The sequence below is a fragment of the Rothia sp. HMSC072B04 genome, from assembly GCF_001813725.1.
GTDB lineage: Bacteria > Actinomycetota > Actinomycetes > Actinomycetales > Micrococcaceae > Rothia > Rothia mucilaginosa.
Window position 1 is genome coordinate 132,409 of sequence record NZ_KV813811.1, and the last position, 18,028, is coordinate 150,436.

At 60.3% G+C, this 18,028-nt stretch carries 12 protein-coding genes and 1 pseudogene; all 13 read right to left on the reverse strand.

All coding sequences use genetic code 11. From position 1 onward, the window contains the following. Nucleotides 1-315 precede the first annotated feature (315 nt). Nucleotides 316-615 carry a YggT family protein gene (locus HMPREF2928_RS07160; protein ID WP_005507764.1) on the reverse strand — a complete coding sequence of 100 codons (300 nt, stop codon included), beginning with the start codon at nt 613-615 and terminating at the stop codon, nt 316-318. Between the two features lie 10 nt (nt 616-625). Then, nucleotides 626-937: pseudogene (locus tag HMPREF2928_RS09285) on the reverse strand (cell division protein SepF); the annotation flags it as partial. A gap of 789 nt (nt 938-1,726) precedes the next feature. Further along, complete coding sequence (locus HMPREF2928_RS07170; protein ID WP_049340722.1) at nt 1,727-2,560, reverse strand: YggS family pyridoxal phosphate-dependent enzyme; 834 nt, start codon at nt 2,558-2,560, stop codon at nt 1,727-1,729. A gap of 48 nt (nt 2,561-2,608) precedes the next feature. Then, nucleotides 2,609-3,457, reverse strand: coding sequence for a purine nucleoside phosphorylase YfiH/LACC1 family protein (locus HMPREF2928_RS07175; protein WP_070687990.1), 849 nt, complete (start codon nt 3,455-3,457; stop codon nt 2,609-2,611). Nucleotides 3,458-3,594: 137 nt separating this feature from the next. Then, nucleotides 3,595-4,785 (reverse strand): cell division protein FtsZ, encoded by a 1,191-nt coding sequence (ftsZ, locus tag HMPREF2928_RS07180; protein WP_005507755.1) that lies wholly within the window; start codon nt 4,783-4,785, stop codon nt 3,595-3,597. 196 nt (nt 4,786-4,981) lie between these two features. Continuing rightward, complete coding sequence (locus tag HMPREF2928_RS07185) at nt 4,982-6,652, reverse strand: cell division protein FtsQ/DivIB (RefSeq protein ID WP_246823582.1); 1,671 nt, start codon at nt 6,650-6,652, stop codon at nt 4,982-4,984. A gap of 9 nt (nt 6,653-6,661) precedes the next feature. Continuing rightward, nucleotides 6,662-8,161 (reverse strand): UDP-N-acetylmuramate--L-alanine ligase, encoded by a 1,500-nt coding sequence (gene murC / locus HMPREF2928_RS07190; RefSeq protein ID WP_070687994.1) that lies wholly within the window; start codon nt 8,159-8,161, stop codon nt 6,662-6,664. After that, nucleotides 8,161-9,261, reverse strand: a complete 1,101-nt coding sequence (murG, locus tag HMPREF2928_RS07195; RefSeq protein WP_049345226.1) for an undecaprenyldiphospho-muramoylpentapeptide beta-N-acetylglucosaminyltransferase — start codon at nt 9,259-9,261, stop codon at nt 8,161-8,163. The genes murC and murG overlap by 1 nt, the downstream gene beginning before the upstream one ends. A gap of 210 nt (nt 9,262-9,471) precedes the next feature. Then, entirely contained in the window at nt 9,472-11,634 is a 2,163-nt protein-coding gene (locus tag HMPREF2928_RS07200) for an FtsW/RodA/SpoVE family cell cycle protein (RefSeq protein WP_070687996.1), read from the reverse strand. 148 nt (nt 11,635-11,782) lie between these two features. Then, on the reverse strand, nt 11,783-13,369 hold the full coding sequence (gene murD / locus HMPREF2928_RS07205) for a UDP-N-acetylmuramoyl-L-alanine--D-glutamate ligase (protein WP_070687998.1): 1,587 nt from the start codon (nt 13,367-13,369) through the stop codon (nt 11,783-11,785). Next, nucleotides 13,369-14,574, reverse strand: a complete 1,206-nt coding sequence (gene mraY / locus HMPREF2928_RS07210) for a phospho-N-acetylmuramoyl-pentapeptide-transferase (RefSeq protein ID WP_005507747.1) — start codon at nt 14,572-14,574, stop codon at nt 13,369-13,371. Before mraY ends, murD begins: the two co-directional genes overlap by 1 nt. Before the next feature lie 6 nt (nt 14,575-14,580). Then, entirely contained in the window at nt 14,581-16,200 is a 1,620-nt protein-coding gene (gene murF, locus HMPREF2928_RS07215; protein WP_070688000.1) for a UDP-N-acetylmuramoyl-tripeptide--D-alanyl-D-alanine ligase, read from the reverse strand. Then, a complete protein-coding gene (locus HMPREF2928_RS07220; protein ID WP_070688003.1) occupies nt 16,193-17,938 on the reverse strand; it encodes a Mur ligase family protein in 1,746 nt (581 codons plus the stop codon). Before HMPREF2928_RS07220 ends, murF begins: the two co-directional genes overlap by 8 nt. Nucleotides 17,939-18,028: the final 90 nt, after the last annotated feature.

The following is an 18,028-nucleotide window of genomic DNA, read 5'->3' on the forward strand; positions in this document are numbered from 1 at the left end:
ATTCTACTATTCTTTGGTTTCTGTGCCCGGTTATACGTCGGTTGAATCGTAAAATATTCGCTCGGCGCAAGGGTGGGATTCACCACGCGCTGCGTTTATCCCTATCCCCGCCGTAATCAAGCTCGATATCTGCTCGCGGGTGCATTTCGCATGATTCGACGCCGGCTGTATTCGTCTCTCCCCCTCGCGGGAGGTTCTTCTCGGCCCAGAAATTGGGTACAGAAAACCCCGCCAGCACGTCATCCCATGTCAGGATGCCAAGCGCAAGCGGGGCTCTCATGCCTAGTTCTCGTATCTCTCCGATGGAGGGGCACGTTAGGACAGCTTCGCGGTAATCGTCGTCATGATGTTCAGCAGGAAAGACAGCAGAACAATCAGAATCAGAAAACCGGTATCCAACGCAACGTTACCCACACGCACCGGCGGAATCAGACGACGCAACAGGTTCATCGGCCAGTCCGTCACCGCGTACACGCCGCTAGCGAAGAGCAGAACGATGCCCTTCGGGCGCCATCCCGGAGCGAACATGCGTACCCAGTCAAAGAGCATGCGCAGCAGCATGGAGACGTAGAGAACGTACAGAATAATCGTAATGAGGGCGAAAATATAACCCATCTATCAGTCCTTAGCCCTGGTCGAAGGGGAATTCGCCGTCGGTCTCAAAGCCGGCGGGAACCTCGGAGTTAGCCACGCCCAGAACCTCCAGGTTGGAGGGGGTCAGCAGGAACACCTTAGCGGTGACGCGCTCAATGCGGCCCTCCAGTGCGAATGCCAGACCGGATGCGAAGTCCACCAGGCGCTTTGCGTCTGCGTCAGGCATTTCTTCCACGTTCATAATCACGGGAATGTTCTCGCGGAATGCCTCACCAATGATCTTTGCATCATTGTAGGAGCGGGGGTGGATAGTGGTGATACGACGCAATTCGTCCTCTTCTTCCTCGTAACCGTAGGTGTATCCGTTGGTTTCTTCGGGCTCGTAGCCCTGTTCGTAGTAGCCGTCGTTGGAGTACGTATCGGCGTACTGCTCGGTGTATTCGGTATTCGGCACCGGGGTGTCCTCCCAATTGTCTGCGCTGGCATCGTCCCAAGTCTGCTCGGTTTCTGCCAGATCAGCTGTGGTTTCAGGTGTATGAGCGGTGGCGTATGCCGCTGCATCTACGGTTGCTCGTCCGTCGGCAGATTCTTCTGCGTCCAGATACTCGGTTTCTGTACCGTCATCGTAGCTATCAGCCTGCAGGTACTCTTCCTGTTCAGTATAGGCGGGTTCGTCCTGCGGGTGGTAGGTTTCGCTCTGCGACTCGGCAACGCTGTACTGTGCCGAGCCGGGCAGTGCTGAGAGCCTGTTGGCGCTGTCGGTCTTCTGTGCTGTAGCAGCCTGCCCTGCGGAGGCGTTTGCCTCCCGGCGGGAATCAGCCTGCACAGCCTGCGGGGATTCTTCCGGCGTCGTCTCAGCGCCCTGGTATCGTTCCAGGCCGAGGAAACCCGCCAGACGGCTTTGTTTCGCCATGATTCTCTCGCTGTTCTTTCACGTTGGTGGTGTACAGGTTCTGCCGTAGTGCTTCATCAGAAGGTGCGTGCGTGACGGTACGTCATGCACCGGCATGTATATATTACCAGCGCCCACCCCGCGCGGGCGGTCAAGGGCACCGATGATTATGCCGCCGGTCCGCACCGAAAGCAGCTCAGCACTCGAAAGGGCAACGCACGGCGCGTAGCTTGGGCGAGGCTAGAGCGCCGGGCGCTTACCCATGATGTCGCTACCCACGCGCACACAGGTCGAGCCCCAACGCACCGCCGCTTCCAAATCCCCGCTCATGCCGGCAGAAATCTCGGTCGCGTGCGGCACCTGCTCACGCACAAGCGACGCCAGCCCGTAGAGCTTCTCAAACGCCGCATCCGGGTTCATGCCCAACGGCGCCACCGCCATCACGCCGCCACAGCGCAGATGCTCGTGATTCTCGATGCGTTCCACCAGCTCCAGCAGCTCGGATGCGCTCGTACCACCGCGCGCGCCCTCAGCGGCGTGGCCAGCCGTCGCCACCTCCGCCAGGGACACCTGCACCAGGCAGGTCAGCGCGCCCTGCTCCGCCGCTGCAGGTGCGGGCGCCTCCCCCGCCTCGAAGCGTGCCAGCTGGTTTGCGTACGCCTTCGCCAGCGCGTCCGCCAGGGAGGGGCGGTCCACCGAATGCACGCTGGAGGCGTACTTGACCACAGACTTCGCCTTGTTCGTCTGCAGCTGACCGATAAACGCCCAATGCGGGGGCTGCACCTCACGCTGGGCGCAGTAGGCGGCAAGCTCACGAGCCTTCCCGCTCGCCTCCTGGTCGCGGTTCTCACCGAAGAGGGTCACTCCCCCATCCAGCAGCGCCGCCGCGTCGGAGGCGGGGAAGAACTTCGTGACCGTCACCAGCTGCACCGGGGCGCTCGCCTCGGTACGCACGGCGCTGTGGTCCTGCTCCGCGGTGCGGATACGCTCAAGCACGCGGCGGTAGTTCTGCAGCAGCTGCTCGGCGCGTTCGGGAGTGTACTGCAGGTTCTCTTCTACGTTCATTTCAGACATCTTCTCTTCTTCAGCGGCTCATCTTTAGCGGTTCTATCTTTAGCAGCTCTAGGCGGCAGGCTCTGCCGCCTTCTCGATCCACACCAGACCTGCGATGCGGCCCGGCTTCTCACCGCGGTTCGTGAACCCGCGATGCGAATACACCTCGGGCTCCTCAAACGTGCACTGCGCACAGTCCATGCTCACCTGCACGCCCGCCTCCTCCAGCACGGCGCGAGCGCCGGCGGGCAGATCCAGGCCGGGGGTCTGCTGGCTGGTCACCGAATGCACCTGCGGAATCAGTTCGGTGGACTCGGTGCGCATCGCCTCGGGCACCTCGTAGCAGCTACCGCAGATACTCGGGCCCAGCCAGGCGGTAATTTTCTCCGCGCCGAGCTGACGCATCCGCTGCACGGTCTGCTGGAGCACGCCGTCAAGCAGGCCGCGGCGGCCCGCGTGAGCCACCGCCAGGATCGGCTGCCAGTTCTCGACCCGCTCGCCCACCAGGACCACGGGAATGCAATCAGCAACCATAATCGCCAGGGGCACGCCCTCACTACTAATCGCCGCATCGGCGACCGGGGAGTTCTCCAGCACCGCGCGGGCACGCTCAACCGTACGCTCCTGCGGGGCACCGGGTGCGTAGGATTCCACTTCATAATCTTCCGGGTAGGCAATCTGCACACCGTGCACCTGGTTCAGGTAGAAGAACGGCTCGGTACCCAGCGCCTCCTCCAGAGCGGCACGGTGGTTGAGGGTGCGCACCAGGGAGGCGTCCATACCGCCGCCGAGCTCATCGTCCACATGCAAGCCCAGGTTGCCCGCCGCGCGGGAGGTGAAACCCACCCGCACACGCCAGGGACCCAGGGTTCGGGTATCGGCAGAGGCAAGCAGCGAAGTTTTGGGGTTATCGCTCATCTTCTATTCCTTCATCAGATGTCAGCGGGTATAGCAAAGGGGAGCCGAGAACAGCACATTGTGCGTGTTTCTCAGCTCCCCTATAGCTTCATAAGACTCTCAGCCGTGCAACGCTTAGGCGTTCACAGCCGGGCAGACTACTTCAGGAAGTCAGGGACGTCCAGGGTGTCGCGGCGAGCCGGAGCTTCCTCCACAACCGGGGGAAGGTCAACGTCGAAGCCAGCAGCGCCGGTGGAAGCCGGAGCAGCAGCGGGTGCGTTGTAGCCGTAGCCGTTAGCAGCCGGAGCAGCCGCAGCGGTGGAACCGCCGAAGGATGCCTGGGTGCGCTGAGCCTGAGTAGCCGCAGCAGTGGAAGCGTTGGAGTTAGTCTCCGGGTTCACTGCGTCGAAGCCAGCAGCAATCACGGTCACGCGAGCCTCATCGCCCAGTGCGTCGTCAATAACCGCACCGAAGATGATGTTTGCGTCGGGGTGAGCAACTTCCTGAACCAGGCGTGCAGCCTCGTTGATCTCGAACAGACCCAGGTCGGAGCCACCCTGAATGGACAGCAGAACGCCGTGTGCACCGTCGATGGATGCTTCCAGCAGCGGCGATGCGATAGCCAGCTCAGCTGCCTTCACTGCGCGGTCCTCACCGGATGCCGAGCCGATACCCATCAGAGCCGAACCTGCACCCTGCATGACGGACTTAACGTCAGCGAAGTCAAGGTTGATCAGGCCGGGGGTGGTGATCAGGTCGGTAATGCCCTGCACACCGGAGAGCAGAACCTGGTCAGCGGACTTGAATGCGTCCAGCATGGAGACGTTACGGTCCGAAATCGACAGCAGTCGGTCGTTCGGAATAACGATCAGGGTATCAACCTCATCGCGCAGAGCCGCGATACCGGTCTCAGCCTGGTTAGAGCGGCGACGGCCTTCGAAGGTGAAGGGGCGGGTCACCACACCAATGGTCAGAGCGCCAAGGGAGCGGGCAATACGTGCCACGACGGGTGCGCCACCGGTACCGGTGCCACCGCCCTCACCTGCGGTCACAAAGACCATGTCTGCGCCCTTGAGGACTTCCTCAATTTCCTGCGCGTGATCCTCGGCTGCCTGACGGCCAACCTCGGGGTTTGCGCCCGCGCCAAGACCGCGGGTCAGCTCACGACCAACGTCCAGCTTAACGTCTGCATCGGACATCAGCAGAGCCTGAGCGTCAGTGTTGATAGCAATGAACTCAACGCCGCGCAGACCAACCTCAATCATGCGGTTGACTGCGTTGACGCCACCGCCGCCGATACCAACGACCTTGATGACTGCCAAGTAGTTCTGGGGAGTTCCAGCGTCCATGTATTCCTCGATTGTTCCGTGTTCCAGCTTCGGAAGACCCGCAGCTTAATCTAAGCCTGAAGGTTTCCTCTAAAGAATGACTTTATCTGCTAGGATACCAAACTGTTTTTGTCGGTTCCTAGTCACACAGCGCAATTACCCCCTCTTTTTGCGGATTTCACACAAAAAGGGAGGATAAAGCGCATGATTGGTTCCCCTAACGGGTCACCGGTACGCGCGGGGCAGACACGTCATAGACGGTCACCTTCTGCGTCTGTGCCTCGGAGGAGGTCTCCTCCTGAGCACGCTTAGCAATAGCCTGGCGCAGGGAGAGCAGGACCTTCGCCTTCAACTCGCTCTCTTCAGCGGTTCCCCACTGCACCGTAGTATTATCCCTCAAGGTTAGAGTGATACTTGAGGTTGACGTAGCGCCGGCTTCCTTAACCTGAGCTAGAAGTTCAGAGGGCATCGCCGAAAGCGCGGTAGAAATGGTGCGGAACTCAGCCGAAGTCTTCGGGTCATCACCGCTGAAACGAACCAGCGGCACCGATGTATCGGGCTGAGTCGCCGACTCCAGAAGGCTCACACCATCGCTATCAACAGTATGGTACGTATCGCCCTGCTTCACAACCGCAACCGCGGTACGCTCTTTCAGAGTCACCACCAGCTCATGCGGCGGACGGCTCTCCACCTGCACACTACGAATCACGTTATCCTGCCCGATCAGCTCACGCACCTTCTTCTCATCGATGCGAGTGAGCGGAACGCCGCGCAGAGGCTCAAGCTTCTGCTCCACCTGGGTGGTTTCCAGCAGGGACGCGCCGCGCACCGTAATCTTCTGAGTCGCCAACAGGGGCGAAAAGAAGACCAGCACCACATACAGCACCGCAATAATAGCCAGTGCCGAAGCGGTGTACAGCAGCTTACGGGCACGAGTCAGAGGCGCACGCTCCTTACGGGGGCGCTCCTCAGCACGCAGACCGTCCAAGCCCGGATCCTGACGCAGACGCTCACGCTGAGCCTGACGGCTCGCACGCTCGCGCTCCTTCTCAATCTCCGCTGCACGCTGCTGCTCACGCTCTGCACGCCAACGACCAAAACGGCTCGCGGGGCGAGGCTCTTCAACAGCCTTCTCCCCCGCCTTATCGGCGCTTTCTTCAGCCTTCTGAGAGGCAGACTCTTCGCAAGATTCAACAGAACCGGCAGAAGACTTCTGAACAGAACTCTTCTGCGTAGCCTTCTGATCGGCTACTTCCTTTTCTGCGCTCTTCACCGACTGCGAGGATGCAGTCTGAGCAGATGCACCCTTGGCGGATGAAGTCTTCGACGAAGAATCCTCAAACGCCTCAACATCAAACAGCTCGGGCGCGTGCTCAACCTCAGACACGGTACGACCGGTCATCAGCGCAGAACGCACCGAATCCTTCAAAGACTGCGCCGAAGAATGAACCGCCGCAGCGCTCTTGGAAGCCGAAGTATCAGCACCGTTCTGGCTATGCGATTTATGCACCACCGGCTTACGCGGCATGTGTCGAACGGAGCTCGAAGACTGAGTAGCGGAAGGCTGAGTAGCGGCAGACTGCGCACCAGAAGGCTGAGCAGAAGCCTCCGAGGATGCAATCTCGACAGGCTTCACGGCGTCCGCAGACTTCATAGCTTCCGAGGGCTTTGCAACCCCAGTAGCTTCTGCGCTCTTCACAACCTGAGGCTGGGTGGCCTGCAGCTGAGTCAGCTGAGACTGCGCAGATTCAGCCTGCACAGACTCAGATTTCTTAGCCTCAACCTGCGCATTCTCAGCTACCTGCTGGGCGCGCAAACGAGCACGCGAACGCGGAGCCTTCGGCGCGCGCGAGGAGGAATGCCCCTCCGAAGAGAGACCAGAACTCATCGGCACAGCCTAAGCCTCCGACTTCTTCGACTCGCCACCGTGACGGATTTCCAGGGACTCCAGCAGACGCGCGCCCAAAGCGGTCACATCGCCAGCACCAACGGTCATCACAATATCGCCAGCCTGAGCGCAGGTCACAATATCCTCAATAGCGTCCTCAGCGGTAGCGTAACGAACCTCAGAGAAACCAGCACCGGTAATCAGCTCACTGGTCACACCCTCAATCGGCAGCTCACGAGCCGGGTAAATATCCAGTACATGAGCACGATCAGCCATCGACAGGGCCTCAGCGAACTCCTTCGCGAACTCACGAGTACGCGAGAACAGGTGCGGCTGGAAAATCACGTACAGGTTATGGCCATCAGCCACGGTACGACCAGTCTGCAAAGCACGGAACACCTCGGTCGGGTGGTGCGCGTAGTCGTCAAAGACCTTCACGCCGGCAACCTCACCGCGCAGGGTGAAGCGGCGGTCAGCACCCACGAAATCAGCCAGCGCGCGAGCAATATCAGCAGCCTCGTAACCAGAAATCAGAGCCGAAGCAAAAGCCGCAGAAGCATTCAGCTGGTTGTGGATACCGGGCACCTTCAGAGCAATATCCTGCTCCCCCTCATAACGCAAGCCACGGCATTCAAACGACCACGACAGGTGCGACGACGAGGAAGAACCAGCGCTGGTAATCTCGCTAATGCGCAGGTCAGCATCCGCCGACTCACCGTAAGTCACCACGGGCACACCCTCCGCACGAGAACGAGCCGCCAAAGCCGCCGCGCCTGCATCATCAGCACAGGTCACCACAACACCGTTAGGAGCCAGCGAACCCACAAAACGGTTGAACGCCTCAAAGACACGCTCATCCGTCTCATAGAAATCCAGGTGGTCCGGCTCAACATTCGTCACCACAGCAATAGCCGGGCGGTAACGCACAAACGAGCCGTCCGACTCATCAGCCTCAGCCACAAAAATCGACTCCGGACCCTGAGCACCCAGGTGAGCGTTCGTACCGCGACCAGCAATCACAGTACCCACCGCAAACGACGGGTCAGCACCCAGCTGATCAAACATCACAGAAATCATGGAGCTGGTCGTGCTCTTACCGTGAGTACCGGCGACAGCAACCACCTGAGCCTCACCCATCACAGCGGCAAGCGCCTCAGAACGATGCAGCACACGCAGACCCTGCGCACGAGCGGCAACAAGCTCCGGGTTATCCTCACGAATCGCAGTAGAAATCACCACGGTATCAACGTCCACAATGTTCTCAGCCTGCTGAGGAACACCCACACGAGCACCCGCAGCACGCAAAGACTCAACAGTAGCCGACTCCGCACGATCAGAACCGCTCACCGTCACACCAGCCTGCAGCATCAGAGCGGCAATAGCACTCATACCAGCGCCACCAATACCGATGAAGTGCACACGGCCCAACTCGCTCATCTTCGCACGCTCAGGAAACGGCGGGTTCAGCGGTGCCGGCAACACCATCTCAAGATTCATCAATTCAGTCATTACTTCTCAGCTGCTTTCAATACTGCTTCAGCCATAACGCGTGCCGCGTCACGGATACCAAGTTCATACGCCGCAGCGCCCATGCGCTCCAGCTCCTCCGGGTTCGCCATAAGAGCCGGAATCTCACGGGCAAACCACTCACCGGTGACCTCTGCATCCTTCACCAGCAGAGCCGCAGACGCCTCCACCAGAGAACGAGCATTCAGAGCCTGCTCACCATTACCAATAGGAAGCGGCACAAAAATAGCGGGAACACCCACCGCAGCAACCTCACTGACGGTCGCCGCGCCCGAACGCACCAGCAGAAGATCAGCGGCAGCATACACATCCTGCATGCCGTTGCTGAACTCAATCTGGCGGTAATTCGGGGCGCTCAACAACTCGCCGTTCTCATCCAGAACAGCCTTACCCTTGCCGGTAATATGCAGAATCTGGAAGTCCCACTCCGCAAAGTGGTCACGGCACGCCGCCACCGCATTATTCAGGCTCAACGCACCCAGCGAACCGCCCGTCACAATCACGGTCGGCTTCTGCGGGTCCAGGCCCAGGTTACGGCGAGCCTTCGAACGGTGCGCATCACGGTTCAGGTAGGCAATCTCATCCTTCATCGGCATACCCACCAGGGTTGCACGCGGGAAAGGAGTATTAGGGAACGCCACACCGGTGAACTCCGCAAACGTACCACCAAGGCGGTTCGCCAAACCGGGCTTCGCATTCGCCTCATGAATCACCACGGGAATCTTAGCGCTCAACGCCGACAGGTACGCCGGCGGGCACACGTAGCCACCCACGCCAACAACCACGTCTGCATCTGCTTCTTTGAGGATGCGGCGGGTCTTCGACAGGCCACCAAAGAACTTAGCGGGGAAAGCCAAAGCGGCACGGTTAATGCTACGAGGGAACGCTGCACGAGGGATGAACTCAATATCGAAACCAGCTGCCGGAACCAGCTCGGCTTCCATCTTATCCGCAGTGCCCAGCATCAGAATCTTAGCGTTCGGTTCAAGATCACGAACCGCACGCGCAATCGCGAGCATCGGATTAATATGACCGGCGGTGCCACCACCGGCGAAGACTATAGAGGGCGCCTTCTTCGTCATAGGTCTTTCTCCCAACACATCGGTACAGCATCATTTTACGCTATCGCACCTGTTCAAAAGAGCGCCCCCGCCATTGAGCTACAACTCAACAGCGAGGGCTTTATCTTATATTCAGCACATATTCATCACGGGTAGAGGCACGAACCGCAGCTCACTCCCCCGAATGTCAGCCCCCGATATGCAGGCTTCACAGAGCGGGTTCCGCGGGGTTTAGCCCTGCTTGCGGGTGCCGCGCTGAGCCGAGTTCCGAGCCACGCCCTGAGCCGGACGCTGCGCCTGCTGAGCGCTGTTCTTCGGAGCGCCCTTTGGCTGAGTACCCTTTGCCTGAGTACCCTGTCGCGGCGCTGCCTGACGTTGAGCGCCCTGTCGAGGATTGCCCTGTCGCTGGGCACGACGCTGACGGTCCTCAGGATGCAGCGGCTGCAGACCCGCAGGTAGCGAACCCGACGGACGGTGCTGTGCGCTACGGGGCTGAGTAGCACGAGGCTGCTGCACTCGCCTCTGAGCAGTAGGCTGCTGAGCGGCGCGCTGCTGTACAGCTTGCTTCGGAGCCGCGGGCTTCTGACCTGCGGGCTTCGCAGCGGTAGCCTTCTGAGCGGGGCGAGTCTGCTGACCGGTACGAGGCTGAGCGGGAGCCTTCTGCGGAGCTGCCTTCTTCGGTGCAGGCTTCTGCGGGGCAGGTTTCTGCGAGGCCTTCTGTTTCTGAGCTTCAGCCTTCTGCGAGGCCTTCTGCTCCGCCTTCACACGGGCAGCTTCCTCACGAGCCAGACGCGCCTCCTCACGAGCACGACGCGCCTCTTCTCGAGCCTGCGCCGCCTCCTGGCGAGCCTGTTCCTCCTCACGACGAACCTGCTCCCGAGCCTGGCGCTCCTGCTCCTTCTGCTGCTCACGAGCCATACGAGACAACTCACGCTGCTGATCCGGCGCAAAACCCAACCAGCGGCGCAACGTGCTCTCCGGACCAAAAACAGCCTTCAAAGGATTATGTTCCTTCAACAGGTGACCACCGGCAGCCGCACGAGCAGCCTCTTCCTGATTCAGCACATCCTGCAACGGCGTACGACGCTGCCATTCAGCATTCGCACGACGAACCTCACGCGCGCTCTGGGTCTCAATATTCGACGGTTTCGTCGCGCCACGCAACGGAGTCTGCCGCGCAAACGCCAACAACAAACCCGCCGCAAACAACGAGGACAACAGCGACGAACCACCATAGGAGACAAACGGCAAAGGCACGCCAATCACCGGCAAAATACGGGACACCATGCCCATATTGATAATCGCCTGAGAGGTCAACCAAATCATGATGCCGCCCGTCGCCAAACGCACCAGCGGATCAGTAGTGCGAAGCATAATACGGACCGCGCAATACACCAGGCCCACATACAGCAGCAGAACCGCCAGCGTACCCAGCAGACCCAGCTCTTCACCAATAATGGCGAAAATATAGTCGTTATGCGCCTCAGCCAGGTAGTTGTACTTCTGGCGCGACTGGCCCAGACCAACACCCAAGAAGCCACCGGTCGTCAGCGCCACCTCACCAGAATTCGCCTGGTCACAGTTAGCGTTCGTGCACGAGCCCCAAATACCGAAAATACGAGCCACACGGTTCGCGCTACTGAGCACACCCACCAGCGCCAACGCCGCAAACGCGCCGCCAATCTTCAGTAGCGAGCTGCGAGAAGCACCCGCCAGCCACATCATGCCCACAAAGATGAAGCCATACACCATGGCGGTACCCATATCGCCACCGAGCATAATCAGCAGCACCAGGGCACCCACACCATAAATCGAGGGGAACAGCGTGCGCCAAATACTGCGAGAAATATCGCCGTGGCGGCTATACACCCATGCCAGCCACATAATAATCGCCAGCTTCGAAAACTCCGACGGCTGAATCTGCACCGGGCCAAGCTTCAACCAGTTACGGTTACCGTTCACCTCAACGCCGACAACCACCACAGCAAGCTGCATGACCAAAGCGGTAGCCAGCATCGCATACACCACAAACTTCTTGTGGTAAACGCCCACCGGAATACGCGTAATACCCGCCATCGCAAGCACGCCAAGGACCAAGAACATGATCTGAGACGAAACCTGCGAGAACGGCGACTGGCCCTGCGAAATCATCGTGACGCTCGAAGCCGACAACACCATAATGCAGCCAAAAATAGCCAGACCCAGGGTCGTCACCAACAGCATCACCGGCACATCCCACAGGTCAGCCTTCAAACCACGACGGTACAGCCTACCGGCACGAGCACGGAACGGCGCTGAGAAATCCTCCAAACCGGCTCGCAAAGACGCCCAACGACCACTCGCGGTCGAACGCGCTGAAGAAGCCGAACGCTCCGAAGATGCGCTGGTACTCACATGCCCTCCTATAGGCCTCAACTGCCACGGATCCGTCGTGGCGAATACACGAAAAAGGTTCAGGGGTGGGACACCGTTACCATCCCACCCCCGAGAAGAACCTGCAGAAAGCACCCCGGTTACCCGAGACGCCCCTGCAGGTAACGTCCTAAGAGTCTGCCAGCTGGGCGGCAACAGCGTTCGCAAACGCATCACCGCGCACCGCATAATTCTTGAACTGGTCCATCGACGCAGACGCGGGAGCCATCAGCACGGTATCCCCCGGATGCGCCAGCTCAGCAGCCTTCGCAACGGCCGCGTTCATCACGGCGATGCCGTCCGAAGAATCAGCCACAGCGGCGGTCATATTGTAGGTCGGAACCTGCGGAGCGTGGTTAGCCAATGCCGACTTCAACGCCGCAGTATCGGTACCGATAATCAGCACAGCGTTCAGGCGCTTAGCGTGAGCAGCAATCAGCTCATCGTACTCAACGCCCTTCGACAGACCGCCAGCAATCCACACCAGTGAGGGGTAACCGCTCATCGAAGCATTCGCGGCGTGAGGATTCGTAGCCTTCGAATCGTTCACCCACATGATGTCGTTTGCGTAACCCACCAGCTGGTTACGGTGCGCACCGGTCTTGAAGGAACGCAGGCCAGCGCCCACAGCCTTCGGGTCAATATCAGCCGCACGGCACAGAGCCGCAGCCGCCAAAGCGTTCTCTACGGTGTGCTTCGCAGGCATCTTACCGGGAGCCGGAGCCAAATCCTCCAGAACCGCCAGCTCATACGCCTCGTTGTAACGGTTCTTCAAGAAGGCGCGGTCCACCATGATGTCCTCAGCCAGGCCGAGCATCGACACGGCGGGCATCTCAGTGGAGCTGAAGCCAATCGCGCGAGCGCCCTCAATAACGTCCGCGTTCTCAACCATGCGCAGGGTGTCCACATGGTCGGTGTTGAAGATGCAGGCAACCTGAGTGTGCTCGTACACGCGAGCCTTATCAGCCTTGTAACGCTCGAACGAACCGTGCCAGTCCACGTGGTCCTCAGCAATGTTCAGAACCACCGAAGCGTACGGGGACAACGAATGGGTCCAGTGCAGCTGGAAGCTGGACAGCTCCACCGCGAAGAACTCATAGGGCTCATCATCGGCAATGGCGTACACAATCGGCATGCCCACGTTGCCTACCTGAATAGCCTTCTTGCCGGCAGCCTTCAGGACGGAATCGACCATACCCACGGTAGTGGTCTTACCATTCGTACCGGTCAGGCACAGCCACTTGGGGGTCGGCAGGCCACTACGCTCGTTTAAACGCCATGCCAGCTCAACATCGCCCCAAATCTGGATACGACGCTCATAAGCGTCCAGCATGACCGGGTGGTCGGGACGCACGCCCGGAGAGGTAACCACAAGCTCGGGTTCCTGACCATCCACCGGGGGCAGTGCGCGCATGTGCTCGGGACCAAACAGGCCCTCAACGTTGCCGTAGGCGTTAGCGTACAGGTCGATGCGCTCACGCTTCTCCGGGGTATCTGCCCCGTCGATGACAACAATCTTCGCACCCAGCTGAGCGAGCACATCGGTCACAGCGTCTCCGCTGGTACCCATGCCCACCACGACCACACGCAGGTTAGCCCAGGGGGCGCCCCAGTGAGTCAGCTCCGCGAGGCGCTCGTTCTCATACACCGGGTTCACCGCAATAGCGGCGGCGTTCGCTTCAATGCGAGCTGTATCCGGCTGTTCATTAGTTGACATTAGTGAATCACTCCAGAAGTCTGCGAGAACCAGTCACCGAAGAACAGCGCCAGGGCAACGAGCACGCAGAGGGCGTTAACAACCCAGAGGCGGAACACGGAGTTCACTTCGCCGCTGCTGACGGTACCGGGGGCAATGCCTCGCTTATCAATTGAGTACTTGCCGTTGACGCCGACCTTCTCCATGTGATGGTGGAAGGGGGTCATACGGAAGTAACGGTGCGCATGCAGGGGCTTCTCCCCCGCTGCGACCGAACGCTTACGGCTGGTCTTGAACACGAACTTCTGCACGATCACAGAGAACACTTCCAGCACGGGAATCAGAGCGATGACCAGCAGAAGCAGCTCGGTGCGGGTAAACAGCGCGAAGGCAACCATTGCGCCGCCGAGCGCCAGAGAACCGGAGTCGCCCATGAAGATCTGTGCCTTCGACACGTTCCACCAGAGGAAGCCAGCCAGCGAACCCACCAGGGAAGCAGCAATCAGCGCCAGCGAGCCGGGGTCGCGCACATCGTAGCAGGCAGTGCCAGCGCCAGCGGAGCAGGCGTGCACGTACTGCCAGATGCTGATGGTCAGGTAGCCGGAGAAGATGGTCATCATGATGCCGCCAGCCAGGCCGTCCAGACCATCGGTGAAGTTCACCGCGTTCGTACCGGACAGGGAGATGAGGGTAATCCAACCAACCAACAGGATGGAGCCGAAGACCGCGCCCGCCGCGAACAGGTCAATGGGCAGGTCACGTACGAAAGAGATAGCGGTCGACGCCGGACGTGCACCCGACTCATTCGGAAACTGGAACGCCAGGTACGCAAAGGGCAGGGTAACACCCAGAAGACCAATGGTCTTCTGCTTCTCGGTCAGACCCTCGTTGCCCTTATTGCGGAACTTCATGATGTCGTCCGCCGCGCCCACACCGAGCATGCCCAGGGTGAAGGCGATGGTCAGCCACGCGGTAGCAGTCGGTACCGGCGCGGTACCGAAGAGCAGGGCGCTCACCGCCAGGGTCAAGAAGTAGGCGAGAATCGCCGCGGGGATGAAAATCAGACCCGCCATGGTGGGGGTGCCCGCCTTATGCTGGTGGGCTGCAGGGCCTTCCTCACGGATGAGCTGGCCAAGCTTCAGAGACTTCATCTTCTTGATGAACACCGGCAGCGCGGTGAGGGAGATGAGGAATCCGAAGATTCCAGCAATCAGCACGGTAATCATAAAGCGCTACCCTTCGTTCGTGGTCTGTTCGGTCAAAGTACGGTCGCCCTTAGCGGTGCCGTCCAGGTGAACGGCAAGGTGGTCGCTCAAATCGGTGGTTTCAACAAAGTCACCGGCAGAAAGCCAGGTCGGTGCCTGCTCTTTCTCAACGCCAAAGGTGTACTCGGCGAAAGCAACCTGGTCACCCAGAATGCCCAGCTTCGCGCCGTTCGAGGACTTGAAGAGCACAATGTCGCCGGGGCGAACCTCGGCACGCAGAATCTGCTCTGCCTCTTCCGGGGTCTTCACCCAGGTCGCCTCATTACCCCAGGAGCCTTCCAGGTGAGCCGCGTTGTAGGTGGGCTTCGTCTCGTCGCCCACAGCAATCAGCTTGGAAATGTTCATGCGCACCACGAGGCGGCCGATGCGGTCGTGCTCCTCCACGGAGGCGTCGCCGAGCTCCAGCATGGCGCCCAGAACAGCCCAGGTGCGGTGGGGCTGGCCGGTCGCCGGGTCAACGGTGCGGCCCAGCTGCGCCAGGGTGCGCAGTGCCGCAGCCATCGACTCGGGGTTCGCGTTGTACGCGTCGTTAATGACGGTCACGCCGTCGGCACGGTCGGTGCGCGCCATACGCCACTTCGAAGCTGCCGCTGCCTTATTGAGCGCGCGAGCAATCTTCTCACCCGAAATACCGCTGTTGTAGGCGACAGTCGCCGCAGCCAGCAGGTTGTGCACGTGGTGCTCACCAATCAGCTGCGAGGAAATCTCGTACTCGCTACCGTCAGGCAGGCGCAGAGTGAACTCGGGGCAACCGGCATCGGTGGTGCGCAGATTCAGCGCCGCCACGTAACGCTCGTAGGGCTGACCGTTCGCGTCGGTCTTCTCACCCACGCCGAAGTAAGTAATGGGGGCAACCGAACGCGACGCCATGCGCAGCACGCGCTCATCGTCAGCGTTCAGAGCCAGGGAACCGGTCGGCTGAACGCCCTCAGCCAGCTCACCCTTGGTGCGCTCAATATTGTCCACGCCGCCGAACTCGCCAGCGTGCGCGGTACCAACCTTCAGGATTGCACCGTGATCGGGGTGCGCAATATTCGCCAGGTACTCGATGTTGCCCACGTGGTCGGCACCCATCTCAATGACCAGGTAGCGGGTGGACTCATCCGCACGGAAAACGGTCAGGGGCACGCCCACCTCACTGTTATAGGAACCGACCGGTGCAACGGTCGGGCCCTCCGGGGTGAAAATGGCGGCAAGAAGGTCCTTGGTGGTGGTCTTACCGGCAGAACCGGTAATGCCGATAACGGTCAGCTCGCCCTGAGCGCGCATCTGCTCAATGGAATAGCGCGCCAAATCGCCCATCGCCAGCACCACATCGGGCACCTGGATGCTCGGGTAGGGCACGCCCTGCTCATCGAGTACTTCACGCTCGACCAGAGCCAGGGTCGCGCCCCGCTCAAACGCCATGGGGATGAACCTGTGACCGTCAGTGACCGCACCGGGCTTCGCCACGAACAGGGTACCGGTCTGCACCTCGCGGGAGTCGGTGGTGGCGAAGTCTGCGTACACCTGCTCCTCACGGCCCTCCAGGCCGATAGCGGTGCCGCCGGTTGCCTCAATAATCTGGGCGGCGCTGAGCTTAATCATTCTTCACCATACCTTCAGCGGTCTTAGAGTCACTTTCATCGAGCATGCGCTGGTAATCAGGCAGAATCTCGAAACCGTGCGCACGCAGGGCACGGGCGGTTTCAACGCGGTCGTCCAGGGCGATATCCACGCCGTCAACATCCTGTTCGGTTTCGTGGCCGCGGCCAGCAATCAGGATGGCGTCATGCTCGCCCGCCAGGGCAATTGCCGCATCAATAGCGGCGGCACGCGGAGAAATATTCAGAATCTGGGTGGCTCGGCGGTTCTCAGCCTTCTGCGCGCCCTCCTCAACGGCGGCACGAATCGGCTCGGGCGCCTCACCGTGCGGATCGTCATCAGTAACAACCACAATATCTGCGTACTGTGCCGCAATCTCACCCATAATCGGGCGCTTCAGCTGGTCACGCTCACCGGTCGCGCCGAAAACAATCATGACCTTACCCTCACCGGGGCGATCCATCGCCTCCAGGGCACGAGTCAGGCCGTCAGGGTTGTGGGCAAAGTCCACAATCGCGTGCGGAGCCAAAGAAATCAGCTGCATACGACCCGGAACCACCGGAGTCAGAGCCGAACCGGATGCCAGCTCGGGCAGCAGACGCTCACGCTCAGCGGAATCAGTGTCCAGGTACGCCATGAGAGCCGCCAACGCGGCATTCGAAACGTTAAAGTCAGCAGGCAGACCGGTGTAGCATTCAACGCTCTCACCGGTGCCATTAGCCACGTGGAAGCGGTGGCCCAGACCCTCACGCTGAACCTTCACCACAGCCCAGTCGCGGGCACCAAACTCTGCGGGCACCTCAGCCAGACCGGCACCGCGCGCAGTCACCAGACGGTGCACCTGCTGCGCACCCATCTGCTCGCAAGCGGCGGAGAACATCTTCTCGCCCCACTCGTCATCAGCAGTAATCACAGCCAGCTCGGCGCGCTCGGGGGTAAACAGCTGAGCCTTCGAGTCGAAGTAGTGCTCCATAGTGCCGTGCAGATCCAGGTGGTCCTGGGTCAGGTTCGTGAAGCCAGCAACCGCATACTTCACGCCGTCCACACGGTGGTAATCAATCGCGTGCGAAGACACCTCCATCGCCGCGCAACGCACCTGATGCTGACCCATAATCGTCAGCAGAGAATGCACGTGAGGAGACTCCGGGGTGGTCATCTTCGAAGGAACCGACACACCATCAATCAGAATCTGAATAGTGCCAATCAGACCGGTCTTCACACCCAGGCCGGTGCGGAACACCGACTCCAGCATGTAGGTGGAGGTGGTCTTACCGTTCGTACCGGTCACCGCGTAACGGTGGGTGGCGGGGAACGAAACCGAACCATAAATCAGCGCAGCCAACGGACCAACGTACTCGCGCAGGTTCTCAGTCACCAGGAGCGGCACCGGCGCCTCACCCAGCAACTGCGCACCGGCAGCATCCGTCAAAATAGCGGAAGCGCCCAGCTTCAACGCGGCCTCAGCAAACTGCGCGCCGTGCACCTTCGCACCGGGCAGAGCCACGTACAGGTCCTGCGGGCGCACGCCTCGGGAGTCCATGCTGATACCGGTAACCTCAACAGATTCACCGGACTCAGAGCCCTGAACGCCGCTAGCCGGCTGGGCACTCACCTGAGCACCCAATCCCTGCAGATGTTCGCGAAGGTGCGCCAAACTCACCGGGCGCACAGAATTCGGGCGCAGAGTCTGAGCGTCGCCGCCCAGCAGGTTCTGGCCGGGTGCGTGAGATGCGGTATCCATCGTCCTTCTTTCCTCTCCGCTGTCCGAAGCGGTGAGCTCTGTATGGTCAATGCGCTCAAGGCACACAGGGTCATTCAATATTCTACGGGC

Excerpts from the sequence above, each read along its gene's own strand:
- HMPREF2928_RS07170 (WP_049340722.1), bottom strand. The coding sequence starts at position 2,560 with ATGTCTGAAATGAACGTAGAAGAGAACCTGCAGTACACTCCCGAACGC.
- murF (WP_070688000.1), bottom strand. The coding sequence starts at position 16,200 with ATGATTAAGCTCAGCGCCGCCCAGATTATTGAGGCAACCGGCGGCACC.
- HMPREF2928_RS07160 (WP_005507764.1), bottom strand. The coding sequence starts at position 615 with ATGGGTTATATTTTCGCCCTCATTACGATTATTCTGTACGTTCTCTAC.
- murD (WP_070687998.1), bottom strand. The coding sequence starts at position 13,369 with ATGTCAACTAATGAACAGCCGGATACAGCTCGCATTGAAGCGAACGCC.
- ftsZ (WP_005507755.1), bottom strand. The coding sequence starts at position 4,785 with ATGGACGCTGGAACTCCCCAGAACTACTTGGCAGTCATCAAGGTCGTT.
- mraY (WP_005507747.1), bottom strand. The coding sequence starts at position 14,574 with ATGATTACCGTGCTGATTGCTGGAATCTTCGGATTCCTCATCTCCCTC.
- HMPREF2928_RS07220 (WP_070688003.1), bottom strand. The coding sequence starts at position 17,938 with ATGGATACCGCATCTCACGCACCCGGCCAGAACCTGCTGGGCGGCGAC.
- HMPREF2928_RS07185 (WP_246823582.1), bottom strand. The coding sequence starts at position 6,652 with ATGAGTTCTGGTCTCTCTTCGGAGGGGCATTCCTCCTCGCGCGCGCCG.
- HMPREF2928_RS07175 (WP_070687990.1), bottom strand. The coding sequence starts at position 3,457 with ATGAGCGATAACCCCAAAACTTCGCTGCTTGCCTCTGCCGATACCCGA.
- murC (WP_070687994.1), bottom strand. The coding sequence starts at position 8,161 with ATGACTGAATTGATGAATCTTGAGATGGTGTTGCCGGCACCGCTGAAC.
- murG (WP_049345226.1), bottom strand. The coding sequence starts at position 9,261 with ATGACGAAGAAGGCGCCCTCTATAGTCTTCGCCGGTGGTGGCACCGCC.